This is a genomic window from Rhodococcus sp. EPR-157, assembly GCF_001647195.1.
Taxonomy (GTDB): Bacteria; Actinomycetota; Actinomycetes; order Mycobacteriales; family Mycobacteriaceae; genus Rhodococcoides.
Map to the genome: position 1 here is coordinate 23,462 of NZ_LVCV01000642.1, position 26,575 is coordinate 50,036.

The 26,575-nt window shown below is 64.3% G+C and carries 22 protein-coding genes; 14 read left to right on the top strand and 8 right to left on the bottom strand.

All coding sequences use genetic code 11. The features are described 5' to 3' along the window. Nucleotides 1–40 precede the first annotated feature (40 nt). On the bottom strand, nucleotides 41–640 hold the full coding sequence (locus A2J03_RS27350) for a TetR/AcrR family transcriptional regulator (RefSeq protein WP_068380669.1): 600 nt from the start codon (nucleotides 638–640) through the stop codon (nucleotides 41–43). 58 nt (nucleotides 641–698) lie between these two features. Between A2J03_RS27350 and A2J03_RS27355 the strand changes: the two genes are divergently transcribed. From A2J03_RS27355 to A2J03_RS27370, 4 genes are all read left to right on the top strand, one after another. Next, nucleotides 699–1,649 carry a hypothetical protein gene (locus A2J03_RS27355; RefSeq protein ID WP_068380672.1) on the top strand — a complete coding sequence of 317 codons (951 nt, stop codon included), beginning with the start codon at nucleotides 699–701 and terminating at the stop codon, nucleotides 1,647–1,649. Between the two features lie 86 nt (nucleotides 1,650–1,735). Continuing rightward, nucleotides 1,736–2,443, top strand: coding sequence for an enoyl-CoA hydratase/isomerase family protein (locus tag A2J03_RS27360; protein ID WP_068380674.1), 708 nt, complete (start codon nucleotides 1,736–1,738; stop codon nucleotides 2,441–2,443). A 15-nt stretch (nucleotides 2,444–2,458) separates the two neighbouring features. After that, on the top strand, nucleotides 2,459–3,628 hold the full coding sequence (locus A2J03_RS27365) for a M20 family metallopeptidase (RefSeq protein ID WP_068380676.1): 1,170 nt from the start codon (nucleotides 2,459–2,461) through the stop codon (nucleotides 3,626–3,628). Beyond that, nucleotides 3,625–4,788 carry a M20 family metallopeptidase gene (locus A2J03_RS27370; protein WP_068380680.1) on the top strand — a complete coding sequence of 388 codons (1,164 nt, stop codon included), beginning with the start codon at nucleotides 3,625–3,627 and terminating at the stop codon, nucleotides 4,786–4,788. Before A2J03_RS27365 ends, A2J03_RS27370 begins: the two co-directional genes overlap by 4 nt. On the opposite strand, the gene A2J03_RS27375 is transcribed toward A2J03_RS27370, so the two are convergent. Further along, nucleotides 4,785–5,246 carry a gamma-glutamylcyclotransferase gene (locus tag A2J03_RS27375; RefSeq protein ID WP_068380683.1) on the bottom strand — a complete coding sequence of 154 codons (462 nt, stop codon included), beginning with the start codon at nucleotides 5,244–5,246 and terminating at the stop codon, nucleotides 4,785–4,787. The genes A2J03_RS27370 and A2J03_RS27375 overlap by 4 nt on opposite strands. Nucleotides 5,247–5,417: 171 nt before the next feature. Here A2J03_RS27375 and A2J03_RS27380 point away from each other — a divergent pair, with 171 nt between their 5' ends. The 3 genes from A2J03_RS27380 (at nucleotide 5,418) to glpD (ending at nucleotide 10,105) form a co-directional block, all read left to right on the top strand. After that, nucleotides 5,418–6,821 (top strand): NAD(P)H-quinone dehydrogenase, encoded by a 1,404-nt coding sequence (locus A2J03_RS27380; RefSeq protein ID WP_068380686.1) that lies wholly within the window; start codon nucleotides 5,418–5,420, stop codon nucleotides 6,819–6,821. Nucleotides 6,822–7,053: 232 nt separating this feature from the next. Continuing rightward, nucleotides 7,054–8,226 carry an aminotransferase-like domain-containing protein gene (locus tag A2J03_RS27385; RefSeq protein ID WP_068380689.1) on the top strand — a complete coding sequence of 391 codons (1,173 nt, stop codon included), beginning with the start codon at nucleotides 7,054–7,056 and terminating at the stop codon, nucleotides 8,224–8,226. Nucleotides 8,227–8,353: 127 nt separating this feature from the next. Next, nucleotides 8,354–10,105: a glycerol-3-phosphate dehydrogenase gene (gene glpD, locus A2J03_RS27390; RefSeq protein ID WP_068380753.1), complete on the top strand. Its 1,752-nt coding sequence runs from the start codon at nucleotides 8,354–8,356 to the stop codon at nucleotides 10,103–10,105. A 10-nt stretch (nucleotides 10,106–10,115) separates the two neighbouring features. Here the strand turns inward: glpD and A2J03_RS27395 are convergent, their stop codons facing one another. From A2J03_RS27395 to A2J03_RS27405, 3 genes are all read right to left on the bottom strand, one after another. After that, nucleotides 10,116–10,658: a hypothetical protein gene (locus A2J03_RS27395; RefSeq protein ID WP_068380693.1), complete on the bottom strand. Its 543-nt coding sequence runs from the start codon at nucleotides 10,656–10,658 to the stop codon at nucleotides 10,116–10,118. Nucleotides 10,659–10,886: 228 nt separating this feature from the next. After that, nucleotides 10,887–11,669, bottom strand: coding sequence for a DNA-formamidopyrimidine glycosylase family protein (locus A2J03_RS27400; RefSeq protein WP_068380696.1), 783 nt, complete (start codon nucleotides 11,667–11,669; stop codon nucleotides 10,887–10,889). A gap of 1 nt (nucleotide 11,670) precedes the next feature. Continuing rightward, complete coding sequence (locus A2J03_RS27405) at nucleotides 11,671–16,209, bottom strand: ATP-dependent helicase (RefSeq protein WP_068380699.1); 4,539 nt, start codon at nucleotides 16,207–16,209, stop codon at nucleotides 11,671–11,673. 85 nt (nucleotides 16,210–16,294) lie between these two features. Between A2J03_RS27405 and A2J03_RS27410 the strand changes: the two genes are divergently transcribed. Beyond that, entirely contained in the window at nucleotides 16,295–16,552 is a 258-nt protein-coding gene (locus tag A2J03_RS27410; protein ID WP_068380757.1) for a modification methylase HgiDII, read from the top strand. Between the two features lie 326 nt (nucleotides 16,553–16,878). Here the strand turns inward: A2J03_RS27410 and A2J03_RS27415 are convergent, their stop codons facing one another. After that, nucleotides 16,879–17,478, bottom strand: coding sequence for a ribulose 1,5-bisphosphate carboxylase large subunit (locus A2J03_RS27415; RefSeq protein WP_068380702.1), 600 nt, complete (start codon nucleotides 17,476–17,478; stop codon nucleotides 16,879–16,881). Between the two features lie 68 nt (nucleotides 17,479–17,546). Here A2J03_RS27415 and A2J03_RS27420 point away from each other — a divergent pair, with 68 nt between their 5' ends. From A2J03_RS27420 to A2J03_RS27435, 4 genes are all read left to right on the top strand, one after another. After that, nucleotides 17,547–18,764, top strand: coding sequence for an NAD(P)H-binding protein (locus A2J03_RS27420; protein WP_068380705.1), 1,218 nt, complete (start codon nucleotides 17,547–17,549; stop codon nucleotides 18,762–18,764). After that, entirely contained in the window at nucleotides 18,764–19,477 is a 714-nt protein-coding gene (locus A2J03_RS27425) for a CPBP family intramembrane glutamic endopeptidase (RefSeq protein ID WP_068380708.1), read from the top strand. Before A2J03_RS27420 ends, A2J03_RS27425 begins: the two co-directional genes overlap by 1 nt. Nucleotides 19,478–19,561: 84 nt before the next feature. Continuing rightward, nucleotides 19,562–19,999 carry an Lrp/AsnC family transcriptional regulator gene (locus tag A2J03_RS27430; RefSeq protein WP_068380711.1) on the top strand — a complete coding sequence of 146 codons (438 nt, stop codon included), beginning with the start codon at nucleotides 19,562–19,564 and terminating at the stop codon, nucleotides 19,997–19,999. Continuing rightward, complete coding sequence (locus tag A2J03_RS27435; RefSeq protein WP_068380714.1) at nucleotides 19,996–21,090, top strand: lysylphosphatidylglycerol synthase transmembrane domain-containing protein; 1,095 nt, start codon at nucleotides 19,996–19,998, stop codon at nucleotides 21,088–21,090. Before A2J03_RS27430 ends, A2J03_RS27435 begins: the two co-directional genes overlap by 4 nt. Here A2J03_RS27435 and A2J03_RS27440 read toward each other — a convergent pair. Further along, nucleotides 21,039–23,735, bottom strand: a complete 2,697-nt coding sequence (locus A2J03_RS27440) for a molybdopterin-dependent oxidoreductase (protein ID WP_068380717.1) — start codon at nucleotides 23,733–23,735, stop codon at nucleotides 21,039–21,041. The two genes, A2J03_RS27435 and A2J03_RS27440, sit on opposite strands and share 52 nt — an antisense overlap. Continuing rightward, nucleotides 23,732–24,541 carry an FAD binding domain-containing protein gene (locus tag A2J03_RS27445; protein WP_068380720.1) on the bottom strand — a complete coding sequence of 270 codons (810 nt, stop codon included), beginning with the start codon at nucleotides 24,539–24,541 and terminating at the stop codon, nucleotides 23,732–23,734. The genes A2J03_RS27440 and A2J03_RS27445 overlap by 4 nt, the downstream gene beginning before the upstream one ends. Nucleotides 24,542–24,690: 149 nt before the next feature. On the opposite strand from A2J03_RS27445, the gene A2J03_RS27450 reads away from it, so the two are divergent. Both A2J03_RS27450 and A2J03_RS27455 read left to right on the top strand, forming a co-directional pair. Next, nucleotides 24,691–26,241, top strand: a complete 1,551-nt coding sequence (locus tag A2J03_RS27450) for a PucR family transcriptional regulator (RefSeq protein ID WP_068380723.1) — start codon at nucleotides 24,691–24,693, stop codon at nucleotides 26,239–26,241. A gap of 10 nt (nucleotides 26,242–26,251) precedes the next feature. Further along, nucleotides 26,252–26,575, top strand: a 324-nt coding sequence (locus A2J03_RS27455) for a DUF2461 domain-containing protein (RefSeq protein ID WP_156520620.1), incomplete at its 3' end; no start/stop codon positions are given.

Below are 26,575 nucleotides of genomic sequence, written 5' to 3' on the forward strand. Positions count from 1 at the left end.
CTAGGAGATAGACGGTCGATGCGGCGACAGATAGTTGTTGTCATCCACACTCGGCTGCCGCCGCGAGTCCTTCGACCACCCAGGCTTCGTACTCTTCCGTCGTCCATCCGCGATCGTCGACGAGCAAAGTGAAGTTCTCGGGACTCAACAGCGCCAGGGCGACATCCACGCAGGTCTCGACGTCCATGCCGTCGACCTTCTGGGCCAGCGAGGTCATGAGATGCCGAAGCACGATGACTCGCTGCTCGACGTTGGTTCGCCACAGTGCTGCCACGTCCGGATCGGCGTGTGCGCCCGCGCGGACCGCGAGCAGAATTCCCGCGACGCGTTCGGAGACGAGGCTGGCGGCGTGCACGTGGATTCGCAGGTGTTCTGCGGGGTCCGAGGCGGCGACGGCGGCGGCGACCCATTGCCTGTCGAGAGTGGCAATGGGGAGTTCGTCGCCCGCGATCGCGCGGTCGAGCACCGCTTCGAGGACCGCGCGCTTGTTGCCGAACACGAAGTACACGGTCTGCACTGCGACTCCCGCGTCGGTTGCGATCTGCTTGATGGTCGTCGACGCGTATCCGCCGCCGACGAACAGCGGGTGGGCCGCAGTGAGAATCTTCGAGCGAGCGCTGGTGTCGGAGGAATTGACCACGGAGAAGAGTCTAGCTCTAGAGTAGTACTCTAGTTCTCCACTCTAGAGAGGGTTTCTGATGACAGTTCTCGTTCTCGGCGGATACGGCGCCGTCGGCCGACGCATCGTCGACACGCTTCGAGCGGATGGTGTCGCTACTGTCTCGGCGGGACGCGATCCGGCACGAGCGGATCTCGCTATTGATCTCCGCGACCACAGTGCGTACATGGAGGCGTTGAACGGCGTCGGCGTGGTAGTCAACGCATCGGGAAGCGAGGACGCCGACCTCGCGCGGATCTCCGCAGGACGCGACATCCCCTTCGTCGACATCTCGGCGACCAGCTCGTACACGCAGGCATTGAACGCAGTTCGAGGGCCTGTGCTCGTCGGGGTCGGAATTGCACCTGGGTTGTCGGGAATCCTTGCCCGTGAGGCCTTCTCGGAAAGTTCGACAGGGGTCGATGTTGCCATCGGGCTCGGTGCAGGGGAACGACACGGGGCGGCGGCCACGGAGTGGACCTACGGATTGCTCGGCACGAGATTCGACGACCCGGACGGATCGTCCGTCAAGAACTTCACCGCAGGCAAGAAGTTCGATTTCCCCAGTGAATCGGGATATCGGCGATTCGCGTCGTTGCGAGCGGATTTCGCAGACCAGCACCGGTTGACGGAGGAGCTGGCAGTTCCGGTCCGAACCTACCTACGGCTCGATTCCCGGCTGATGACGGTAGGGCTCGCCGCCATGACGCACGCGCCGTGGCTGTCTCGGTTCACGCCGTCGGTCATGCCGGGAGGCGATCGCTGGGCCATCGTCGCGCGTGACCACGGTGGCATGCAGGCGTGGGCGACGGGGCGTGAGCAGTCGGTGGCAACAGCTGTGATCGGTGCTTGGTCGGCCCGGGCGTTGCTGGAAGGGCGGATCGAAATCAGCGCCCCCACGTGGCTGCACGGCGCGGTCTCACTTCGTGACCTGAGTGAAGAACTGCAGGCTGCCGGCATCATGACGTCCCCGGGGGCGTCGGGCATCTGACAGCATGAAACCGATATTCGTCGCGCCGGTACGCAGTAGCGTCGCTGCCCTCGAGGCCGGAAGTTACCGCCGGGTAGTATCCGCCTATGCCTTTCCTCGAACGCAGCGGTGACGTGCACATCCTCTACCTCGGTGACGAGGCAGGCCCCGAGAACAACGAGAACCGATTCCACCCCGAGTGGATCGATCGGGTCCACGTTCTCCTCGACGAGGTGGAGGCCACCGAGGGCCCCACAGCCTTGGTCACGACGGCGTCCGGGAAGTTCTTCACCAACGGGCTCGACACCGATTGGCTGTTCGCCAACCTGGACAAGATCACCTGGTACCTCGACCGCGTCCACACGCTGTACACCCGTCTGCTCACCTTCCCCATGGCAACGGTGGCGGCAGTGCAGGGCCACGCGTTCGGCGCCGGTGCGATGCTCGCGACGGCACACGACTTCCGCACGGTCCGTGTCGATCGCGGCTTCTACTGCCTCCCCGAGGTCAACCTGAACATGCCGTTCACGGTGGGCATGTCGGCATTGGTCACGTCTCGACTGCCGAGGCAGACCGCGATCGAGGCCATGACGACCGGCCGTCGCTTCGGCGGAGCCGATGCCGTCACCGCAGGTATCGCCGACGTTGCAGTGACCGAGGACGAGGTCCTGTCATCCGCCGTCGAGCGTGCGGCAGCACTGACGAATACGCGCGGAAAGAACCTCGCGGGTATCAAGGCGGGCATCCACGCCGACGTTCTCGCTGCTCTGAATACCCCGACAGGTGAGAGCAACTTCAGCTTCGGAAACCAGTAGTGACAGACTGGTGCGGTGATCGATGAGACCGATGCAGGTGTGCAGAGCGCCGCACCAGAGCTGATCGAACTGTCGCATTCGATACACTCCGAGCCCGAGTTGGCGTTCGAGGAATATCGAAGCTCCGCAAAAGTGCGCGAGCTACTCGGTGCCCGTGGCTTCGAGATCGAGTCGGGCGTCGCGGATATGCCCACTGCGTTTACCGCCAAGTACGGTTCCGGCGACCTGAACATCGGCATCTGCGCGGAATACGACGCGTTGCCGGAAATCGGTCACGCCTGCGGGCACAACATCATCGCTGCATCCGCAGCCGGAGCGGCGATTGCTCTCGCGCCTCTCGCAGACGAACTCGGTATCACCGTCACCGTCCTGGGCACTCCCGCCGAGGAGAGCGGAGGCGGCAAAGTGCTGATGCTGGAGCGGGGAGTGTTCGACGGGGTCGCTGCGGCACTGATGGTTCATCCGGGTCCGTTCGACATCGTGGGCGCCACCTCACTTGCCCTGTCCGACATCGGTATCAAGTTCACCGGGCGTGCCGCCCACGCGTCGGCGGCACCCGAATGGGGCATCAACGCGGGCGATGCGGTCACCATCAGCCAGGTTGCGATCGGTCTGCTTCGCCAACACCTGGCCCCCGGCCAGCAACTGCACGGCATCGTCAGCGACGGCGGGCTCGCGCCCAACATCGTTCCCGGGCACGCCGAGTTGCTGTATTACCTCCGCGCGCACACCTCGGAGTCGTTGGCGGCGTTGACCGCGAAGACGTATCGGTGTTTCGAGGCCGGTGCGCTGGCGACCGGATGTACTCACGAAATTCGAACGATCTCACCGACGTACACGGAACTGACCCCTGATCCCTGGCTCGTGACGCAGTTCCGCCGCGAGGCCGAGGCGATCGGGCGCAGGCCGCTTGCACCAGAACTGGAAGGATTCCGCCCTCTGGGCAGTACCGATATGGGAAATGTGACGAATGTTCTACCGGGAATCCATCCGGTCATCGGGCTGGATTCGGCGGGCGCAGTGACCCACCAACCGGAGTTCGCGGCGGCCTGCGTCACCGCGTCCGCGGACACCGCAGTCCTCGACGGCGCTCGGTTGCTGGCCAGGACCGCAGTGCGTGCCGCCCAGGACGCTGACGTGCGAGCACGACTGCTCAGCGGCGTGGAAGCGCGGGCAGCGAAATGATCGACAGACACGCACTCGTCGACTCGTGGATCCTGAAGCACGCAGACGACCTGTCGACGTGGCGTCGCCATATTCATGCCAACCCGGAACTGGCGCGACAGGAATTCGCGACCACGGCGTTCGTGGCCGAGGAACTCGAAGCTGCGGGGCTGTCGCCGAAGCTGTTGCCCGGTGGAACCGGCTTGATCTGCGACATCGGCCCGAGCGGCCCCCGTGTTGCTCTCCGCGCCGACATGGATGCGTTACCGCTGCAGGAGTTCACCGGCGCGACGTACAGCTCCACCGTTCCCGGTGTGTCGCACGCGTGCGGACACGACGCGCACACCACCGTTCTGCTCGGCACCGCGCTGGCGCTGGCATCGCTGCCCGACCTGCCCTTCGGGATTCGGCTCATCTTCCAGCCGGCCGAAGAGGTGATGCCCGGCGGTGCCCTCGACGTCGTCGCGGCGGGAGGGCTTGAGGGTGTGACCAAGATCTTCGCCCTGCACTGCGATCCGCGCCTCGAAGTCGGCAAGGTCGGAGTCCGCGTCGGCGCGATCACCTCGGCAGCGGACACCGTCGAACTGCGCCTGGACTCACCGGGCGGTCACACCTCGCGCCCCCATCTGACGACTGATCTGGTCTACGCGTTGGGGACCGTGATCACCGGACTCCCCGGAATGCTCAGTCGACGGATCGATCCCAGGACCAGCACCGTCATGGTGTGGGGTGCAGTCGTCGCCGGCCAAGCGCCCAACGCGATTCCGCAGACCGGGATGCTGACGGGAACAGTTCGAACGGGCGACCACGAAACTTGGGCGCTGCTCGAGCCGATGGTCTCCGAGATCGTGACCGGTCTGCTCGCGCCCACCGGGGTCCGCTTCGAACTGCACTACAAGCGTGGGGTTCCGCCGGTGGTCAACGACGCTGCTGTGACGAGAACCTTCGAGAATGCCATTCGGCGGGTCGGACCGGCCGCGCTGGCGGACACTGCGCAATCGGGCGGCGGGGAAGACTTCTCCTGGTACCTCGAAGACATTCCCGGCGCAATGGCGAGGCTCGGTGTCTGGTCCGGCACCGGACCTCAGCTCGACATCCATCAGCCGACCTTCGACCTGGACGAACGCGCCCTCGCAGTGGGCGTCAAGGTCATGACGGGTATCGCGCTCGAACCGAACTAGCTGGTGCCAGGACCGACATTGCGGCTGTTGCGGGTACGAAGGTCCCGCACATAGTCGGCCGGAGCGCCGGCGATCTCTGCCGCTTCGGCCATGACACCGAGGTAGCGGGCCGAGGGAAGGCCGCCCTCGTAGGCGTCGAGCACGTACAGCCAGGCAAGGACCGGTCCGTCTGCGGTCTCCACTCGCAGCCTGACCTTGCGGTGGATGCCCAATTCCGAGCCTTCCCACCGGTCCAGGCTGAGTTCGTCCTCTTCGGAGACGTCGTAGAGGACCACGAACACCTTCTCGTCCTGGTCGGGTGCGACCGTTGCCAGTGCGCCCTCCCAGCCGATGTCGCCGCCGCCGAACGTCAGACGCCACCCGTGCAGCCAGCCGGTTCCGGACAGGGGAGAGTGCGGACAACGCTGCAACATCTGCTCCGGATGCATGTTCGATCCGTAGGCGGCATAAATTGGCACGTCGGCCAGCCTAATCCGTCTGCACGTCGGGGGTCGCGGGGCGACCCCCGATTTCGGCATCAGCGCTGGTCGAGATCAGTGAAGTGAGCCTTACCGGTGCATGACGCCCGTCACTGCAATAGCCTCGACGGCGGACCACAAGTCAATTTCCCCCAATTCGAAAGAGGATCAATGAGCCGGATCGTAATCATCGGTGGCGGCCCAGCAGGGTACGAGGCAGCACTGGTGGCGGCACAGCACGGGGGAAAGGTGACTCTCGTCGACTCCGAGGGCATCGGTGGAGCATGCGTTCTGTGGGACTGCGTTCCGTCGAAGACCTTCATCGCGTCGACGGGCATCAGGACCGAGATGCGTCGCGCCAGCGATCTCGGGATTGCACTCGACCCGTCGCAGGCAGCGGTAGCGCTCCCGCAGATCCATGAGCGGGTCAAGTCGCTCGCTCGTGCACAGTCCGCCGACATTGCGGCGCGGGTGCGTTCGGTGGGTGTCGAGCTGATTTCGGGGCGTGCGGAGATGATCGACACGCAGGTAGGTATGGCTGCGCATCAGATTCGCGCGACGCTCGCCGACGGATCCGAACGAATTCTCGACGCCGATGTCGTCCTCATCGCTACCGGTGCGAGTCCGCGCGTGCTGAAGGGCGCCGAGCCCGACGGCGAACGGATCCTCAACTGGCGTCAGCTCTACGACCTCGACGCACTGCCCGAGCACCTCGTCGTCGTCGGTTCCGGTGTCACGGGTGCGGAGTTCGTCTCGGCGTACACCGAGATGGGCGTCAAGGTGACTGCAGTGTCGAGCCGCGATCGTGTGCTGCCGCACGAGGACGAGGATGCGGCGCTCGTGCTCGAGGACGCATTCAACGAACGCGGGGTCACTCTCGTCAAGCACGCGCGCGCCGATGCTGTCGAGCGAACCGACACCGGGGTGATCGTCAGGCTCGCCGACGGCCGAACCGTCGAGGGAAGCCACGCTCTGATGACCGTCGGTTCGATACCGAACACGTCGGGCCTCGGCTTGGAAAATGTGGGGATCGAGCTCGACCGGGGTGGATACCTGCGGGTGGACCGCGTGTCGCGTACCTCGGTTGCCGGTATCTATGCGGCCGGTGACTGCACCGGACTGCTGCCGCTGGCTTCGGTAGCGGCGATGCAGGGACGTATCGCGATGTACCACGCACTCGGTGAAGGCGTCACGCCGATCAAGCTCAAGACGGTGGCGTCCGCAGTGTTCACGCGTCCGGAGATCGCGTCGGTGGGTGTCAGTCAGTCCTCCATCGACAACGGAGACGTCCCAGCTCGCACCGTGATGTTGCCGCTCTCCACCAACCCGCGAGCCAAGATGTCCGGCCTCAAGCGCGGTTTCGTCAAGATCTTCTGCCGACCGGCTACCGGCGTGGTCATCGGTGGCGTCGTCGTCGCACCGACTGCGTCGGAGTTGATCCTGCCGATTGCGATGGCGGTGCAGAACAATCTGTCGGTCAACGACCTTGCGGCAACGTTCTCGGTGTACCCGTCACTGACGGGCTCGATCACCGAGGCCGCGCGTCAGCTGATGCGGCACGACGACCTGGACTGACTCGTCCTGCTCTGGAGCCTCCGGCTCCCAGTGGCACGGTTGAGTGCATTGGGGTGCACTTATTCGCGCCACTGGGGCGGAGCGCCACTCCTCTCATCATGTGAGATTTCAGTTTCATATCGTGATCCACAGTGTCATAGTGGACGGGAGCCGACCACCAACCGGCAAATTCACACCCCAGTCGATCCTCGGGTACGCCAGATCATCCGTGCTTCGACTTCGGGAGAATCCCATGTCCATCGCCTTGCCTCCGATGTCCAGCCGTCTCGGCTCCGCGCAGAGTTCGGCCATCCGCGACCTGCTCGCTCTCACAGCGCGCGAGGACGTCATCAGCCTCGCCGGCGGTCTACCTGCGCTGGAGCTCATTCCGTCACGAAGGATCAGGGACGCCGCACAGTCGGTTCTCGCCGAGTCGTCCGCCGTTCAATACGGTGAAACCTCGGGCTGGCGCGGGCTTCGCGAGATCGTCGCGCATCGGGAATCCGTGATCACCGGACGTTCGGTCCAGTATGCGGAAGTGGTCATCACTCACGGATCTCAACAGGCTTTGACGTTGATCGCTCAGGCATTGCTCGACCCGGGCGCCGTCGTCGTGGTCGACGAACCTGCCTATACCGGTGCACTGCAGGTGTTTTCGATCGCCGGTGCGGACATTCGTGCGATTCCGATCGGCGAGGACGGGATGGATACCGACGAACTCGACCGTCGCCTGCAAGGCGGTCTGCGGCCCGCACTCGTTCACACGGTGAGTAATTTTCACAATCCGCGTGGGGTGACGATGTCCCATGATCGTCGACGCCACCTCGCGGAGCTGGCAGACCGATACGGCTTCTGGATACTCGAGGACGACCCGTACGGCGAAATCTGGTTCGGCGCTCCGCCGCCCGCCCCGATCGCATCCGATCGCGTCGTGCGCCTGTCCAGCGCGTCGAAGATTCTCGCCCCCGCTCTGCGCGTGGGGTGGATGGTCGCACCGAGGCCGGTGTGCGATGCAGTCGAATTGCTCAAGCAGGGCGCCGACCTGTGCGGTTCCTCGATGACCCAGCAGATGGCGGCGCACATGTTGGCCGACACACCGTGGCTCGACCTTCATCTGGGCACTCTGCGTGGTGAGTACGGCCGACGCGCCGACGCGCTGCACCGAGCTCTCGGTGCTGCGTTCGGTGACGCTGCATCTGCAAAGCCGGCCGACGGTGGAATGTTCCTCTGGCTGACGTTCCACGACGGTACCGACACGACAGCGCTGCTGCCGACGGCTCTCGACCACGGTGTCGCGTTCGTTCCGGGAAAGGCATTCGCGGACAACGCGACCTACGAGAGATCGGCTCGGTTGTGCTTCGCAAGCTCACCTGCGCCGGTCCTGGACGAGGCGGTGCGACGGCTGGCACGGGCTCACGCGCTGTAAGCAGCTGGGTTCGTGCAGGTAGTGCGCCTGCAGAACTACCGAGCGGGGCAGGTAGTCGCCTCGAACGGTAACGTTGTCCAGGCGCCAACAACTTTCTGTTCGAACCATCCACGTGGGGAGCGAGCTCTTGAGCAACCGATCGAACACCACATTCCTTGGTCCCGCGGCGCGCGAGGAGGCCTGGGAGCGGCTCGGATCCGAACAGTTCGACGTGATCGTGGTCGGCGGAGGCGTCGTCGGCGCGGGAGCAGCACTCGACGCGGCGACCCGCGGGCTCAAGGTGGCACTCGTCGAAGCGCGTGATTTCGCGTCGGGGACATCGAGCCGCTCGTCGAAGATGTTCCACGGTGGTCTTCGGTACCTGGAGCAGCTCGAATTCGGCTTGGTTCGGGAGGCGCTGCACGAGCGTGAACTGTCCCTGTCGACGCTGGCTCCGCACCTGGTGAAGCCGCTGAAGTTCCTATTCCCGCTGACCCATCGCGTGTGGGAGCGGCCGTACATCGCTGCGGGGATCTTTCTGTACGACACGATGGGCGGCGCGAAGTCCGTGCCCGCGCAGAAACACTTGACTCGCTCCGGCGCCCTGCGAATGTCGCCCGGGATCAAGCGAAAGTCACTGATCGGCGGGATCCGCTACTACGACACCGTCGTCGACGACGCACGACACACGATGAGCGTTGCTCGGACGGCTGCACACTACGGCGCCGTCGTACGAACGTCGTCGCAGGTGGTCGGCTTCCTGAGGGAAGCGGATCGAGTGTCCGGTGTGCGGGTACGTGATTCGGAGAACGGCGCGACGACGGAGGTGCGCGGTCACGTCGTCATCAACGCAACGGGCGTGTGGACCGACGAGATTCAGGCGTTGTCCAGTCAGCGTGGCCGTTTCCGGGTTCGCGCGTCGAAGGGCGTGCACATCGTCGTGCCGCGTGATCGCATCGTGAGCGAGGCAGCGATCATTCTGCGCACCGAGAAATCGGTGTTGTTCATCATCCCGTGGGGGGCGCACTGGATCATCGGCACCACCGACACCGACTGGAAACTCGATCTCGCGCATCCAGCGGCGACCAAGGCCGACATCGACTACATCCTGGGCGAGGTCAACACCGTCCTCGTCACACCGCTCACCCATCAGGACATCGACGGTGTGTACGCGGGCTTGCGACCGCTACTGGCGGGGGAGAGCGACGAGACCTCGAAGCTCTCTCGTGAGCATGCAGTCGCACGTGTCGCGCCTGGGTTGGTGGCGATCGCAGGTGGCAAATACACCACGTACCGCGTGATGGCCGAGGACGCGGTCGATCTGGCGGCGGAGGACATCCCAGCCAGAGTTGCGTCTTCGATCACCGAAAAGGTGCCGCTGGTCGGCGCCGACGGCTACTTCGCCCTCGTCAACCAGACGCACCACCTCGCCGAGATGTACGGGCTGCATCCGTACCGAGTGACACATCTGCTCGACCGTTACGGTTCGCTGATCGACGAGGTCCTCGAGTTGGCGAAGGACAAGCCCGAGTTGCTGCAGCCTCTCACCGACGCACCGAGCTACCTGCAGGTCGAGGTCGTGTATGCGGCTGCGGCCGAAGGCGCGTTGCATCTGGAGGACATCCTGTCGCGTCGTACGCGCATCTCCATCGAGTACTCCCATCGCGGTGTGAACTGCGCAGGCCAGGTCGCTGCGCTCGTCGCGCCGGTCCTCGGGTGGGATTCGGAAATGGTCGACCGCGAAGTCGACACCTACAACGCCCGCGTCGAGGCCGAGATCAAATCGCAGATGCAGCCCGACGACGAATCGGCGGATGCTCTGCGGGTGGTCGCGCCGGAGGCACGGCAGGAAATCCTGGAGCCGGTGAGCGTTGCGACGCCGCCCGTGCGCGAGCATTGACAGAGGGCCGTCAGTGCGTCAAAACGATCTTGACGGCGACGATGATGGTGGCCGCCGCAGCGAGCGCTAGTGATCCGAAGAATGTTTCGCGGGTCGGTTTCTCACCGCGGAGACGACCGATCACAAAGTTCGTCGACGCGATTCTGGCGATCACGGTGATCTCGGCCAGGATCTGACCGAGCTCGGGATCGAAAAGACCCCACCAGCCGATAGCCAACAAACCAGCGGGCAGCACTGCCGCGCTGAGAACGGGTACCGAGTTGCGAAGCTCTCTCAACCGTTCGGAACGCGACAGGTTGACGCCCGTCCGTACGGTCTGCCCGACTCCTTCGGCGAAGGCATGTGCAATGAAAGTCGAGATCGCGGTCCCGAGCACGATTGCGACGCCCTGGAACGTGCGCTCTTCATGGAACGTCAACGGGATGAGCGCGGCCAGGACCAGGATGTTTCCGTAGACATACGCGCTGATACGGCTCGCGGCGTTGTCCGGTTCGAGTGGATGGCTACGAGACAGCAGCGGACGATGCAGTAGCTGCCGAAGATTCAGTGGCATGCGACAAAAGCATAGATTGCGCGGCCTCGAGATTTACCGAACAGCCGACAGAGATCCCGCTTCGCGTCGGGCCGGTGTGGTCCTGCGATGCAGCTCGTCCTGTTGTTCTCGGGTTCGCACCAGAGTCCGAGGCGCTGTGGCTGCCACCGACCCCGACACTGCCATCACGGCCAGAGTGAGTATCGCCAAGAAGATCATGGATTCGATGATCGGCGCCGACCCTGTGAATCAGCTGGGTTGCGGCTGGCAATACGGGCAGTAATAGATCTGCCGTTCCTCGAGCGGATTGTCGCCCAACGTCCCGAATTCGATCGTGGTGCCGCAGCGTCTGCACGGCTTGTTCTCCCGCCCGTACACCCAGAAGTGTCTGCCCGCTCGCCGGTCGCCAGTGGTGACCCGTTGATTTCGGTCCTTGTTGGCGACGATCGTCCGCGACGACAAGTCGACGATCTTGTCGATGTTGCCGGCGTCTTTCACCGGGGTCCTGGGATCGATGCCGCGAAGGAAGCAGATCTCGTTGCGATAGACGTTGCCGAGCCCCGCGAGGTTGCGTTGATCGAGCAAGGCAAGGCCGATCGCCCGGTCGGGATCGGAGCGAAGGTTGGCGACCGCGGCAGATGCGTCCCAGTCCGGACCGAGCAAGTCGGGTCCGAGGTAGCCGACCACGTCCTCCTCGTTCTCGACGATGTCCAGAACGCCCAATTCGAATCCGACAGCGGTCGATCGGTCGGTCGAGAGAATCGCTCGAGCTTGGAAGGCCGGCCTTCTCCATTTTCCGCCGTGCGGGTAGACCTGCCAGGTACCTTCCATCTTCAGATGGCTGTGGATCGAATAGCCGCCGACCCGAATCAGCAGGTGTTTGCCGCGGGAGCGCACCGCGTCGACCGTATGCCCGGTGAAGTCGACGGTGGCATACCTCGGCACACGGATGTCGCAGCCGGTGAGGACATTGCCTTCGAGCGCCGCGCGCAGCGAATTGGCCGCGCGGTACACGGTGTCGCCTTCGGGCATGTCAGCTTCTCAGCCTGAGTCCGCGCGGCGTCACGGAGAACCCGGCCTCGGTCAGCACCTTCGCGAACCGGGTGCCGTGAATGTCGTTGCCGTCCACCCGTTCCACGAGCAGCCTGTCGACACCTCCCCGTTTGACCGTCGCGGCAAGAGCGTGTGCGGCCGTTGCCGTTACAGTGTCGTCGTCGGAAAACGTCAGAACGGTCTTGCCTCCTCGTTCTACGTACATTGCGAGTTCGCCCTCGTGCAGTACGACCAGTGCACCCGCCTTTCGCCCGGGACGGTGTTTGATCTCCTCGTCCGACGCTCGCTTGGGCCACGTCAACGCCGCGCCGTAGGGGTTCGCCGGATCGCAGGCCGCGAGTACGACGGCACCCGTCTTCTCCCGCTCCTCGTAGGTTCGCAGTCGGTCTACCACCTCGGATGTGGAGAATTGCGCGCCACCGAGCGAGTCGACGAAGTACCCGCGCCTGCTGCGACCGGAATCCTCGAACGTGGTGAGCACCTTGTACATCGTTGCGAATCCACCCGGCACACCCTCGTTCATGACCGACCCACGAGTCACCACGCCGTAGCGTTCGAGAAGTACATCGGCGGTAGCGTGGGCGCGGACCGTGGCGTCGGGTTCGAGCTCGGGCAGACGGGACCACCGTCCGCCTGCCGTCGGCGGCCCGGTTCGGGTGGGCAGGGTCGGACGCTCGAGCCTGCGGTACGACCTCAGCCGAGGCGTTCTGCGGGGTGCACGATGGCTGGGCGCCGATCTCGTCGTCGCGTTGAGCAGAGCGCGCAACGGCGCGAAGGTGTCGTTGCTGAGTTGGCCTGCCCAGACGAGCTCCCACAATGCTGCGTGCAAGCTGTCGTCGTCCGTGCTGCCGACGGTATCGGACAGCTGGCGGAAGAAGTATGCACCGCCTGCGGAGACTGCATCGAGTACCCGCAGCTGCAGCTCCGACAGATCGGACTCGGCGGGCGGCGCGAGGGTCAGCGGTGCTGTGTCCGCCATGTGCAGGCAGACCCACCCGTCCTTCGAGGTGATCGATCCATGGCCGGACCACATGACCTCGCCGGTGGATGTGAGCTCGTCGAGCATTGCGGGGGAGTAGTCGCGAACCCTCGACGCGAGCACGAGCGGTTCCCACGCGGAGGCTGGAATCGGCACTCCGGACAGCTGTTCGACGATCGTCGCCACTCCGTCGATTCCACTGAGTTGACGACTGTCGACGTGCTGCCATGCGGGTAGGAAACGTCCGAAGGTAGCGGTGGCGACGGGTTCGATCTCGTGCCTCGCCGCAGCAAGTGATCTACGACGAATTCGACGCAGGACTTCGGCGTCGCACCACTCGCTACCGGTCTTCTCAGGTCGGAACTCCCCCTCGACGACGCGTTTGTCGGCCCCGAGCGCCGCCAACGCACTCTTGGCGACTGCCGTCCCCAGGCCGAATCGGGTGGCAAGGTCGGTCACCGAGAACGGTCCATGCGTGCGGGCGAAGCGGCTGACCAGGTCGGTCACGGGATCGTCGACCGGTTCGATGAACGCCGCCGGGGTGCCGATCGGCAGCGGGACGCCGAGTGCGTCGCGTAGTCGGCTGGCGTCCTCGATTGCAGCCCACCAGGTGTGACCGGCGAAGCTGACCTCCAATGCTCTACGAGCAGAAGCCAGTTCGGTCAACCACAGCTGGGACTCGTCGCCGTTGGTGCGTGCTGCCACTTCGTCGATAGTCAACGGCCCGAGCATGCGGAGCAGGTCGGCGACACCTTCGATGTCTTTCGCGTGCCGGTCGGGTGCAAGCCGCTGCAGCTCCGACTCGGTGATCTCGATGACGGACTGGTCCAGGAGTTCGCGCAGCTCGACGCGTCCGAGAAGCTCGGCCAGCAAGGTCGAATCGAGCGAGAGCGCTTGTGCGCGGCGTTCGGCGAGAGGGCTGTCACCCTCGTACATGAACGCTCCGACATAGCTGAACAGCAACGAGTTGGCGAACGGTGACGGCGACGCGGTCTCGACCTCGACGATCCGAATCTGCCGTCGTCCGATCTGCGCCAAAATCTCTTCCAGGGCAGGCAGGTCGTAGACGTCCTGCAGGCACTCGCGGACGGTTTCGAGGAGTATGGGGAACGTCGGGTACTTGCGTGCAACGTCGAGCAATTGAGCCGCCCGTTGCCGCTGCTGCCACAGTGGGGCCCGCTTACCCGGATTGCGGCGGGGGAGAAGCAGTGCGCGGGCAGCGCACTCGCGGAAACGCGATGCAAACAAAGCAGATCCGCCGACCTGCTCGGTGACGATGTCGGCTATCTCGTCTTTCTCGAAGACGAACAGATCGGCGCCGGGCGGGCGGTCCTCGGTATCGGGCAGACGCACGACTATTCCGTCGTCGGATGCAGTGGGAGCGGCATCGATTCCGTACCTCTCGATCAACCGCGCGCCGATGGCGAGCGCCCACGGGGCATGCACCTGCTGGCCGTATGTCGAGTGCAGCACCAGACGCCAGTCGCCGAGCTCGTCACGGAACCGTTCGACGATCATGGTCCGATCAGTCGGAAGCTGCCCGGTGGCCGTGTTCTGTTCGTCGAGCAGCGCGATCAGATTGTTGACGGCATTCGGGTCGAGTCCGTCGTCGGACAGTCGTTGCGCCAGCGGTCCGCGCTCGGTGGTGCTGCGCAGGAATTCGCCGAGTGCGCGCCCGAGCTCAGCGGGCCTGCCGAGGCCGTCGCCGTGCCAGAACGGTAGTCGACCAGGTTGTCCGTAGGCGGGACTGACGAGAACCCGATCGTGGGTGATCTCCTCGATTCGCCAGCTGGTGGCACCGAGCGCGAAGACGTCGCCGACTCGGGACTCGTAGACCATCTCCTCATCCAGTTCGCCTACGCGAGAGGCTTTTTCGCCGACCATGTACACGGTGAACAGGCCGCGGTCCGGGATGGAGCCACCGGACGTCACGGCAAGGCGTTGCGCCCCCGGCCGGCCGGTCAGGGTGTTCGCGTCGCGGTCCCAGACCAGCCTCGGCCTCAGCTCGGCGAACTCGTCGGACGGATATCTGCCGGCCAAGAGGTCGAGGGTGGACTCGTAGGCCGAACGGGGCAGAGTAGCGAAGCTGCCGGTGCGGCGAACCGCGTCGAACCAGTCGTGCGCATCGATCGGTTCCAGCGCGCAGGCAGCCACGGTCTGCTGGGCCAGGATATCGAGTGGGTTTGCCGGCACGAACAGTGATTCGATCTTGCCCGACGTCATGCGTTCGACCGTGACAGCGCAGTGGATCAGGTCGGTGCGGTGCTTCGGAAACAGCACGCCCTTGGAGATCTCACCGACTTGGTGTCCGGCGCGTCCGACGCGCTGCAACCCGCTCGCCACCGATGGCGGCGCTTCGACCTGGACCACGAGATCGACTGCTCCCATGTCGATTCCGAGTTCCAAGCTACTCGTCGCGACCACGCACCGAAGTCGACCGGTCTTGAGGTCGTCTTCGATGAGGGCGCGTTGGTCCTTGCTGACGCTGCCGTGGTGGGCGCGGGCGAGCAATGGATCGGCGCCGTGCCCCACCTCGCTCGAACCGCCGAGTTGGGACGGCGGGCCGTGGACAGTGTCGACTCCCTCGCCGAGTCGCTCGGAGTACACCTCGTTGAGGCGTGCAGTCAACCGCTCGGCGAGACGCCTCGAGTTGGCGAACACGATGCACGACTTGTGCTCGAGAATCAGGTCGACGATCTTCTCCTCGACGTGAGGCCAGATGGAACCCTGCTGCGGCGCGGCCGTGGCATCGCCGTCGGGCGATTCCTTGACACCGAGTTCGGTCATGTCTTCGACGGGCACCTGCACGGAGAGGTCGAACGTCTTGGGCGCCGGGGGCGCCACGATCTCGATGGGGGCCACTCCGGTCAGGAATCGCCCCACCTCTTCGTGGGGGCGAACCGTCGCTGACAGCCCTATCCGTTGCGCGGGCTTCGCCAGCATCAGATCGAGACGTTCCAACGACAACGCCAGGTGCGAGCCACGCTTGGTTCCGGCGACAGCGTGTACTTCGTCGACGATGACGGTGTCGACGAGGGTGAGGGACTCACGCGCCGCGGAGGTGAGCATCAGGAAGAGCGACTCGGGCGTGGTGATCAGGATGTCCGGCGGCGTCTTGATCATCGAACGGCGGTCGGCGGGACTCGTGTCTCCTGACCGGACGCCGACCGAGATGTCGGGTGGCTCGAAGCCGAGCCGTTTGGCGGTCTGCGTGATGCCGACCAACGGGGCGCGTAGATTCCGCTCGACGTCTACGGCCAGCGCCTTGAGCGGCGAGATGTACAGAACCTTCGTCTTGCGTTCTTCAGCCGGTTTCCGGCTGGCCAACTGATCGATCGACCACAGGAACGCGGACAGCGTCTTGCCCGATCCGGTCGGCGCGACGACCAGCGTGTGGCGGCCGCTGGAGATCGCATCCCACGCGCCGACCTGGGCGGACGTTGGACTGTGGAACGCGCCGCTGAACCACTCCTGAGTAGCCGGAGAGAACTTGGACAGGCCAGTGCCGTTCTGCTGCTCGGACGCGCGTTTTCTGGCCACCCGACCACTATGCCCCGAGGTACCGACAAACAACCACGAGCACCGTTGACGTGTGAAACCTGTGGCGATCGGGTACGGCACAGAGATGACCGAAGACCAAGACATCATGCAGAAGATTTCCGCACAGCTCGATGCTCGGCTCGGCAGGCAGACCAACGGTCTCCAGAACGAGGTCCCACCCGGAGCCAGCATTCAGAACGACGATGGTGAACGCGGACCGCTCGGTCGGGACTACCACCTGGCGAGCAAGTACGCGCAAGCGTTGGCTATCGGCGAGCCCCAGCTGGTCGATCGCGCCGAGTTCGATCGTCTCGTGGCCGAATACGGCCAAGCCGAAAGCTGATCCGAACGGTTACCTGGGCAACCTGGCACCCTTTTTTGCCGAGTGAGCCCACGTGTTCACGTGGTGATAAGGGGTGCCAGGTCGGTAAAAACGGTGCTAGCTCCCCATTCCGGATCGAGAGCGTTGCGCGGGCTGTCGACGACGGTGAACGTGGTCAGGACATCTCGGCTCGGCTGTTGTTCTGCCGCATCGCCATTCGCGATGCACTGATACGGACCAGCTCTGCGGCGATGGACTCGCTGGGTGGTATCGCCTTCATCAAGTCACCTGAAGTGGGGTATCTCGCAGCCGCCTTGCACGCCTTCGCGGTTCGTGAAGTAAGTGAGTCAGTCCGGGATGTCTTCGTCGTCCAACTTGTCCTGGCCGCGGTTGCGGAAGAATTTGAACCCCGGTATCCCGATGACCGCTCGTCGTACATCCTTTGTGACGCCGAGCAATTCGTGGATCTCGGGGGCGACGGTATCCAACGTGGCCAGGATAGGAATGACCGCCTCCATGTGTGCGACGAGCCCAGGCAACTGATCGACCATCGCGATCGCCGCATCTATTTCGTCCTCGTCGAGGCTCTCGACGAACTTCTTCGCCATCGGCGCGGATCGTTGTGCGATGGGATCGAACAGTTCGACCAAGCCGAGCGCGGTGACCGAGGCTTTGGATGCCGAATCCACTACGTCCTCCGCGGACCGCGTCGTCGTGGCGACCTCGGCGACGACCATGTTGGCGGCGTCGACGACAGTGTTGACGCGCACCAGAAGCGCGGACACATCGTCGAGCAGCGCTTCGACCCGACCTGGCAGTTCGAACGCGAAAACAGCAGTGTCGATGGACCACCGGGCACTCGATCGGACAACGTCGAGTCCCATTTTCGCGACGGTGAAACCGCTGTTGAGATCGGGAAGCCGCACGCCCGCACGCTCGAGTGCCATGACACGAACAATGCCACAGGGCCCCCTCGTCGTCGGCGGCACCGCGCGGATGCGGTTAGCCTCGAGGCATGAGAGTTCTCGTCACCGGCGCCAGTGGGTACATCGGATCGCGGTTGGTCGCAGCATTGCTCGACGACGGTGACACGGTTGTCGCAGCATCGAGGAATCCCGCTGGCCTGAGCGTGTTCGACTGGTGGGACGACGTGCAGCCGTGCCAACTCGATGCGAGTGACGAAGGTTCGCTGAAAGACGGGTTCGCGTCCGCTGGGCAGATCGATGTTGCGTACTACTTGGTGCACGCGATCGGGCAGTCGGACTATCGGGCTCAGGACAAAAGTTCGGCGCAGCAGTTCGCCGCCGCTGCGGCTGCCGCAGGTGTGAAGAGAATCGTCTACCTGGGAGGCTTCGTTCCCGACGACGAGCAGCTCTCCGAGCATCTTGCGAGCCGAGCGGACGTCGGAACGGCGCTGAGCGTGGACGGCCTCGAGCTCGTCTGGCTGAAGGCGGCGATAGTGCTGGGCGCGGGCTCCACGTCGTACGAAATGCTCCGCTACCTCGCGGACAGGCTTCTCGTCCTGCCGTTGCCTGCGTGGTTGAGCCACCCCGTTCAGCCCATTGCGGTCGACGATGTGCTGTTCTACCTGCTGGCTTCGCGATCGACCGTGCCTGCAGGTGCGTACGACATCGGCGGCCCCGACGTCGTTCCTTACCGGGACCTGTTGTTCGCCTACGTCGACGCTGCCGGTCTGACGCGGGTCGGGGTATCGATGCCGGGTGTCCCCACCTCGCTCGCCGGTCGGGTGATCGGCAAGATCATCCCGCTACCGGACGCGCTGGCGGAGGACCTGGTCGATTCGCTGCACAACACGATGACCACCGGCGAGGACCGTATCGTCGAGCTGGCGGGTGAACCTGCAGGCGGCCGGACCACGGTGGAGAGCGCCATGCACCGAAGTGTGCAGGGCACGGTCGGCACACCGCCCGGGGTGCGTGCGCTCAAGGACCCGCTGCGACTGGCGGTGACCGATGCTGCATGGAGCGGCGGTGACGAACTCGGCATCCGCAGGTACGGGGTGGCAGCCTCGTCGGGACAGACATGGAGCCTGTTGGAATCGCTCGGCGCGACCAAGCTTCTGTATTCCTGGCCGGTGGCCGCTGTGGTCCGCACCAACCTGGACGTCGTCGACGGGGTTTCGGACCGCGCACGATCGGTGATACGACGCGTGCTGCACGATGACAAACCCCAAGAACAGTCACAGCTGGATGACAAGGCAACGGAGGTGTGATGGCGTCCTGGCAGACGAGCGTCAGAGACGTCGTCCGATCCGCTCTCGTGGAGAAGGTGGATCGAAACCACGAAGAAACCGATAGGGCGTTTCTCCGTCGACGGATCGTAGTAGTCGTCACACTTGTCGTCGGGGCGACGCTGCTGGGGGTGTCGCTGTCCGTCAGCCCCGGCGACAGCGCGTTCTACCCCTTGACCATCGGTCTGGCGGCGGCATGGATCATCGGCGGCTTCGCCTCCGGCCCGCTGCACCTGGGGCGAATCACCTTCAATGGATCGATGCGACGTCCGATCGTCACGCCGATTCTGATCGGTCTCGCCGCGGGCGCGGTCTTCGTCGCAGGCGCGCTGGTCGTGCGCCAGATTCCCCCACTCGCCGACTTCACCGAAAACGTTCTGGCACACGCCCGGTTCGGGCCGCTCGCCCTGATCGTGTTCATCACTCTCCTCAACGGTGTTGCCGAAGAGATCTTCTTCCGAGGAGCGTTGTTCGCGGCTATCGGTCGTAAGAAGCCGGTGCTCATCTCGACGATCGTCTACACCGTCGTCACGTTGGCGAGTGGCAATCCGATGCTGGCGTTCGCAGCCATCACCCTCGGGTTCGTCCTGGCACTGCAGAGGCGCGCGTCGGGCGGCATACTTGCGCCGATCTTGACGCATGTTGCCTGGTCGACGGTGATGGTCTTCGTTCTGCCCCCTCTGTTCGTATCATGATCGAAAACAAACTATCTCTCTTGAAAAATGATTTGTCTGCGGTCCGATAGGCCGAAAGTTACCTGTCTGAGCTACATTGCGCAGGTGAGCGAAAACCTCGACCGGATCGACCGGTTGATCATCGACGAACTCGTCGCGGACGGGCGTGCCACCCTGGCAACCCTCGCCGAGAAGGCAAGTCTGTCCGTGTCGGCCGTGCAGTCGCGAGTGCGCCGACTCGAGTCCAGACGCGTAATCCGCGGGTACACCGCGCAGGTCGATTCAGAAGCATTGGGGCGACCGTTGTCGGCGTTCGTCGCCATCACTCCGATCGATCCGGCGCAACCCGACGACGCACCGGCCCGGCTTCGGCACATCAGCGCCATCGAATCGTGCCACTCCGTAGCCGGCGAAGAGAGCTACGTTCTGCTCGTGCGGGTGGAATCCCCACGCGGCCTCGAACATCTGCTGCAGGAGATTCGCGCTACCGCGAACGTGCGGACTCGGAGCACCATCATTCTGCAGACCTTCTACGACCGATGACCCGTTCCGGAATCCGGAAGACACTGTCCGCCGTTCTTTCCTACGGCGTGGTCGGGCTCGTCATGTGGCTCCTCTACCGCACTGTGGGCAGCTCTGACGAGGTGTCGAATGCCATCGACTCCATCTCGCTCGCTCAGGTACTGATCGTGTCGGGACTCGGGCTCGTGTATCTCGCGTCGATGTTTCGGCCGATGGTCTACACACTTCCCGGATTGTCCATGCGCCAAGCCGGCGTGGCCCGCACAGCATCGCTTGCACTCGCCAACACCGTCCCCGAAGGCGGGACCGTCGCAACGGGTTTGACCTTCGCGATGTACCGGTCCTGGGGATTCGGACTGTCCGACAGTACGACGTCGATCATCGCGATCGGTATCTGGACCAACCTGTCGCGGTACGTGCTGATGTCCATCGCACTGGTCGTGCTCGTGACGTTCGGTTCCGTGACCGGCTCCACGGTCCTGATCGCGGTGGGGGCATGTGTCGTCGTGTCGGCCGTCTGTCTGATGATCGCGTTGATCATCACCAACGACGGATTCGCGCGCCGGATCGGCCGGGTGCTCACGCGATTCCGTAACGCACTGGCCAGGCGGTTCACCATGATCGGACCTCGAGATATGGAACAGGTCATCGCCGATTTTCGCGTCGACCTTCTCGGCCGAGTACGCACGTGCTGGCGTGCGCTGACGGCGCCCATGTTGCTGTCTCAGCTGCTCGGAGCGCTGGTGCTCGGCGTCGCAGTTCGGATGTCGGGACTGGGCCACGACGAGATCGGCTGGGATCGTATCGTCATCGCATTCGGTGCGATGTGGCTCGCTGCGTTCGTCGCACCGACTCCTGGTGGGCTCGGCGTGGCGGAGGCTGCGCTCATCGCGGTGCTCGGTGCCGGACTGGCCGCGAGCGCGCAGGCGGAACTCGTTGCCGCCGTTCTGCTGTTCAGGTTCGCAACGTGGTTCCTACCGATTCCGCTCGGGTTGATCGCGTATCTCTACTGGAGGTTGACGAAGAACTGGCGGGTCCCCACCGAACTGGCTCCGAGGATTCAGCCGTCCAATGATCTCCATACCCGTTCCGAGGACAAGGGCAACTCGTAGAGACGTGAGCCGACGGCGTCCTTGATCGCATTCGCCAGCGCCGGGGCGACCGGGTTGTACGGTGATTCGCTCATCGATTTTGCGCCGAACGGACCGAGCTGATCGTAGGTGTCGGCGAAGAAGACTTCGGTGCGCGGTATGTCCGCGAACTGCGGAACGTGATAGCTACGAATGGAATCGGTGACGACCGTGCCGGCTCCGTCCGTCTTGATCTCCTCGTACAGTGCAGATCCGATGCCTTGGGCGACCCCACCCTCGATCTGCCCGCGGCACTGCTGCGGATTCATGATGGTTCCGGCGTCGGCACTCTGAACGGACTGCAGGATACGCACTGTGCCGGTCGACTCTTCGACGGCGACGCGGAACGCCTGCACGTTGAATGCCAGTGATCGCGGAACGCCGCCACTGTCGCCCACGGTGACGAGAGTTCCGCCTGAGGAGGCCAGGATCTCCGGCAAGGAAACGAACCGTTTGCCGCACTGGACGCCCTCGGGGCCGAGTTCGCAGGCCTGCGCCGCACACCCGGAGGCGGAGGCAGCGATGTCTCGAATGCGGCCGGACATCGATTGCGCTGCTGCGTACAACGCCTTCCCTGCGACCACGGTGCCTGCCGATCCGAACGCGCCGGTGTCGTATGTGGTTGCGTCCGTGTCCGATTGACGGACAACGATGCGCTCCGGCGATGTGCGCAGTTCCGTCGCCGCGATCTGAGTGTGCACCGTCGTCGTCCCGTTCCCGAACTCTGCTGTGCCGACACGAATCTCGTAGCAGCCATCGCTCAGCAACGCGATCGACGCCTCCGCGACGTGGCCACGCGGGGGGATCGTCGCGATCATGGCCACGGCCATTCCTTCGCCGACCTTCCACCCGTCGGGTGCGCCGGCACCGTCACCCGATCGCAGAGCACGTTCCGTGAGATCCAGGCACTGGTCGAGGCCGTAGCTACCGAAAATCAGATCATCCCCCTCGACGTGCGCGGCGACAATCGGGTCGCCTGGCACCACGACGTTGCGTCTGCGGAACTCGAACGGGTCGATGTCCAGGTCGCGGGCGAGATCGTCCAGGGCGGACTCGACGGCAAAAATCACCTGGCCCAGTCCGTACCCGCGAAAGGCGCCGGAGGGAATGTTGTTGGTGTACACGGACTTGGCATCGACTCGCTTGTTCGCGCAGCGGTAGAGCGCCACCGACTCGCTGCACCCGTGAAACATCACCCCGGGACTGTGATTACCGTACGCACCGGCGTCGGTGACGACGTCGATGGCGAGGGCGGTCAACGTACCGTCGGCGGCCGCGGCGGCAGTCACGTCGATCTGGAACGGGTGCCTGCACGGTGAGACGGTGAATTCGTCCGTGCGGGTGAACTCGAACTGGACCGGGGATCCAGTCTTCAATACCGCAAGCGCAACGACGTCCTCGGTCAGCAGTTCCTGCTTGCCGCCGAATCCACCGCCGACCCGAGCTGTGAACACACGTACCTTGTCCTGGCCGAGCCCGAATATTTCGCAGATTTCGTCGCGTACGAGGAACGGAACCTGGGTGCTGGTACGCAACGTCAGTCGACCCTCGTCGTCGATCCACCCGATGGTGCCGTGCGTTTCGAGGTGCACGTGCTGTATCCGCTGTGTTCGGTAACGACCGGTCACCACTGCGTCGGCGGCCGCGACAGCGGAGTCGACATCCCCGGTACCTCCGTGCAGTTCGGCGACGAGATTGCGTGAGGGGTCACAGATCCTCGACTCGGGTCCCTTGTCGCCGTGCAGCAGCGGCGCCCCCGGCAACGACGCCTCGGCGGGATCGAACACCGCGGGCAAGGGTTCGTACTCCACGACTATCGCTCGGCACCCCGCTTCGGCCGCAGCCAGTGTCTCGCCGACAACGACGGCCACCCGCTGGCCCTTGAAGCGCATCACGGTGTCGATGAGGCGAGTGTCGTCAGGATCGTCCGTGCGTTGATCGTGCCGAGCCGTCGAATACACGCGATCGGGACTGTCGGCCGAGGTGAGGACGAGTCTGACGCCGGGCATTGCCTCGGCGGCAGAAGTGTCGACTCGCACGACGCGTGCGTGCGCGTGCGGACTCTGCAGCACGCTCGCATGGAGTAGCCCGGTGGGGGTGTAGTCCAACGTGTAAGGTTCGGTGCCGGTGACTATTCTCGTAGCCGCCGGTGCCGACAGCGACCGACCCGACGACGGACCTTCGGTGGGCTTCTCGGTGTTCACCACCCCGCGCAGAGCGTCCTCGATCGACCGGTATCCCGTGCAGCGACACAGGTTCCCCTTCAAACGTTCCGGCAGCTCGTTCATGTCGCCTGCGTCCAGCGTCGACGCAGTCACCACCATGCCTGCCGTGCAGAAGCCACATTGGAATCCACCGGCCTCGACGAACCGTCGCTGAAGGGGGTGCAGATCCTCGGGCGTGCCGAGTCCCGCTACCGTGACAACCTCTCGACCTGCGGCGCGGAACGCCGGAAAGATGCACGAGTGCATCGGTTGTCCATCGACGAGTACCGAGCACGCACCACAGTCGCCGGCGTCGCATCCCTTCTTGACCTCGAAGTGCGCATGGTCACGCAGCATCGTGCGTAGGCACTGTCCCGGTCGAGGGAAACATTCGGTGGGTGTTCCGTTGATGCCGACCTTCACGTCAACTCCTCGAGTATCTCCTGGGCCGACTGCAGGCTGATGTGCCTGCGCCAATCCGGTGCGCCGTGTGGATCGTCGTACCAGGCTGCGCCCGGAATACCCTCTGCCAGAGTAGAAACCAGCTCGGCCGGCCGCGGAGGCGTCGGGAATCGGAAGACGTAGGGGCGGGTCGTCGCCGCCGTCACCGAGAGTACGAATCGACCGTCGAGATCCATGCGCCCGATGACGACCGCTGCAGACCGACCGAGCGGTGACAGTGCCGTTTTTCGAAACGCGGTGCGCGCGGACAGTGCTCGGTCGGGCAACTCGATACTGCGCACGACGTCACCGATTCGCAGAGCGTTCTCGTGCGGACCGGTCACCAGGTCCACGACGGGGATGCGGTAGTCGGCGCCGTCGGAAGACCAGACGAACGCGACGCCGTCGAGCGCGGTAGCCATCGAGATCATCGCGCCCGCAGGCAGTGACAAGCAGATGTTTCCGCCGACCGTCGCAACCTTCCAGATCTTGAACGATGCGAGCAGAGCCGTTGCACACTGCTCGAAGAGAACGGTTGCAGGCCAATCACGGTCGAAGCGTGCTCGGGCCAGTTGTTCGATGGTGCACGTCGCCGCGATGTCGAGTCCGTCTCCCACCGTGATCGGATCCCACCCGAGCGCGGTGATGTCGACCAGGCGTCGTAGATGGTCCTGTTTTTCCGACATCAACCAGGTCCCGCCCGCCATGACGGCTGTGTCGACGTGGCCAGGGGGAAGCCCGGACCTGCCGTCGGGAATCACGACGTCCTCGATAGTCCCCAGGTCCACGCGTCACCACCTTCACATGCAAGTCATCGTCAACCCTAGTAAACAACTGTTACGCGGGAGGCGTACTGATGCGATACGACGGAAACGCGGGTGAAACACGTCCTCGCTATTGTCCGTTCGTACAAACAAGGGGTAGGCGAGGGGGATACGTGCAGGTCAAGGACTTGCTCGACGTGCCGGAGTTCGGCATCAGACTGCTCACCTCCGACCTGGACGCGCTCGACCGGACAGTGCGGTGGACGTTCACCACGGACCTTCCCGATCCGTCTCGCTACATTGCCGGCGGCGAACTCGTCATCACGGGACTCGTCTGGCGGCGCGAGCCCGGCGATTCCGAGAACTTCGTCGCCGCGGTGTTCGGCTCGGGCGCTACGGCATTGGCTGCCGGCGAGGGATTGCTCGGCCACATACCCGACGATCTCGTCGACGCGTGCGAGCGTCACGGTCTCCCGCTCCTGGCGGTACCCGAATCGGTGTCCTTCGGTGATCTCACGGAGTTCTTGGTCGGACGTGTTGCGGGCGACCGAATCGCCGCACTCAATTCCTCGTTGATGCGTCAGCGGCAACTGTTGACGGCGGTGGCAGAGGGCCGAGCTCTCGACGAGCTGGCGCTGCACACCACCCGCGAAACAGGTATGCAGTGCTTGATCTTCACCGCGACGGGCCGTCGTTTGGTCATCGAGGCCACACCGTTCTCCGACGCCGATGTCGATGCGCTCACCCATCGCGCATTGTCAGCAATTCGCCTGCCTGCCACCGTGAGCCTCGACAGGGGTCGTGAATACAGCATCTTCGCTGTCGGGGCATCGCTGTCGTCGCGCGCGATGCGCTGGTTCATCGCAGCTGCGGGCAACTTCGAGGAATTCAGTCCGCCCATCTCCGATGCGTTCGGTCAGCTCGCGTCGATCGCGGCACTCGATCGGGCCCGTCGGGAAGAAGGTCGCCTGGTGCGTCGCGAAATCGCCGATCAGGCGGTGCGGTTGCTCGAAGAGGATTGGTCCAAGGCCGAAACTCTCGTCCGTATTCGGCAAGCCGGAGTGGATCCGGATCGGCCGCTGGTGGTGATCAGCGCGGCGTTCGTCGGTCGAGGCGACATGAACGAATTGCTCAGGACCGTTCTGTCGGACACTCTCACGTCCTTCGGTGGGCGATGTGTCGGAGGCGGAACCAAAGGAGACATCGTCGGAATCGTCGCGACGAAGGGCCTCGACATAGTGCCTGTTCTACGGACGCGTTTGCGAAGACTGGCTCCTGGTATCGGCCGCGCCAGACTGGTCGTCGGAGTCAGCTCCGAGGTGACGGGAGCCGCCCTCGAAGGAGCGATCCATGCTGCGCGGCACGCTGCGGACGTCGCCCGAGCCAGTGAGCGGCAAGTGGCGGTCGTTGCTGCAGGTGACTTGGACTCGGCGTTGTCTCTGGTGTCGATACTTCCCGACCGGGTCCGACGTGAATATGCGGTGCGAGTACTGGGGCCGGTGCTGGAGTACGACGGAGATTCCGGGCTGCTGGAGACCCTGCGTGAGTTTCTCGCGCAAGGTGGGTCGTGGAACCGGACAGCCGAAGTGTTGCACGTCCACCTGAATACGGTCCGGTACCGGATCAAGCGAGTCGAGGAGTTGCTGGGGCGCGATCTCGGGTCGACGACCGACCGGCTCGATGTGTTCTTGGCGCTCGAGTCGGTGGGTACGCCCGCCACCTAGAATCGCCCGTATGGCTTTCACCGGAATCCCGTTCGCTGCGCTCGATTTCTACGAGGACCTCGAAGCTGACAACAGCAAGGTCTGGTGGAACGCTCACAAGGATGTCTACGACCGATCTGTGAAAGCTCCGATGACGGCACTCGCGGCTGCGTTGGAGCCGGAATTCGGCCCGGCCAAGCTGTTTCGGCCGTACCGCGACGTCCGATTCTCCAAGGACAAGACGCCGTACAAGGCGCATCAGGGCGCGTTCGTCGCGAGAGGGCCGAGCTTGGGGTACTACATGCAGATCGACCCGGCAGGTTTGTTCGTCGCCGGCGGGTTCTACGGGGCGACC

Excerpts from the sequence above, each read along its gene's own strand:
- A2J03_RS27435 (WP_068380714.1), top strand. The coding sequence starts at position 19,996 with ATGACCCGTTCCGGAATCCGGAAGACACTGTCCGCCGTTCTTTCCTAC.
- A2J03_RS27415 (WP_068380702.1), bottom strand. The coding sequence starts at position 17,478 with ATGGCACTCGAGCGTGCGGGCGTGCGGCTTCCCGATCTCAACAGCGGT.
- A2J03_RS27385 (WP_068380689.1), top strand. The coding sequence starts at position 7,054 with ATGTCCATCGCCTTGCCTCCGATGTCCAGCCGTCTCGGCTCCGCGCAG.
- A2J03_RS27370 (WP_068380680.1), top strand. The coding sequence starts at position 3,625 with ATGATCGACAGACACGCACTCGTCGACTCGTGGATCCTGAAGCACGCA.
- A2J03_RS27395 (WP_068380693.1), bottom strand. The coding sequence starts at position 10,658 with ATGCCACTGAATCTTCGGCAGCTACTGCATCGTCCGCTGCTGTCTCGT.
- A2J03_RS27420 (WP_068380705.1), top strand. The coding sequence starts at position 17,547 with ATGAGAGTTCTCGTCACCGGCGCCAGTGGGTACATCGGATCGCGGTTG.
- A2J03_RS27380 (WP_068380686.1), top strand. The coding sequence starts at position 5,418 with ATGAGCCGGATCGTAATCATCGGTGGCGGCCCAGCAGGGTACGAGGCA.
- A2J03_RS27360 (WP_068380674.1), top strand. The coding sequence starts at position 1,736 with ATGCCTTTCCTCGAACGCAGCGGTGACGTGCACATCCTCTACCTCGGT.
- A2J03_RS27410 (WP_068380757.1), top strand. The coding sequence starts at position 16,295 with ATGACCGAAGACCAAGACATCATGCAGAAGATTTCCGCACAGCTCGAT.
- A2J03_RS27425 (WP_068380708.1), top strand. The coding sequence starts at position 18,764 with ATGGCGTCCTGGCAGACGAGCGTCAGAGACGTCGTCCGATCCGCTCTC.
- A2J03_RS27400 (WP_068380696.1), bottom strand. The coding sequence starts at position 11,669 with ATGCCCGAAGGCGACACCGTGTACCGCGCGGCCAATTCGCTGCGCGCG.
- A2J03_RS27355 (WP_068380672.1), top strand. The coding sequence starts at position 699 with ATGACAGTTCTCGTTCTCGGCGGATACGGCGCCGTCGGCCGACGCATC.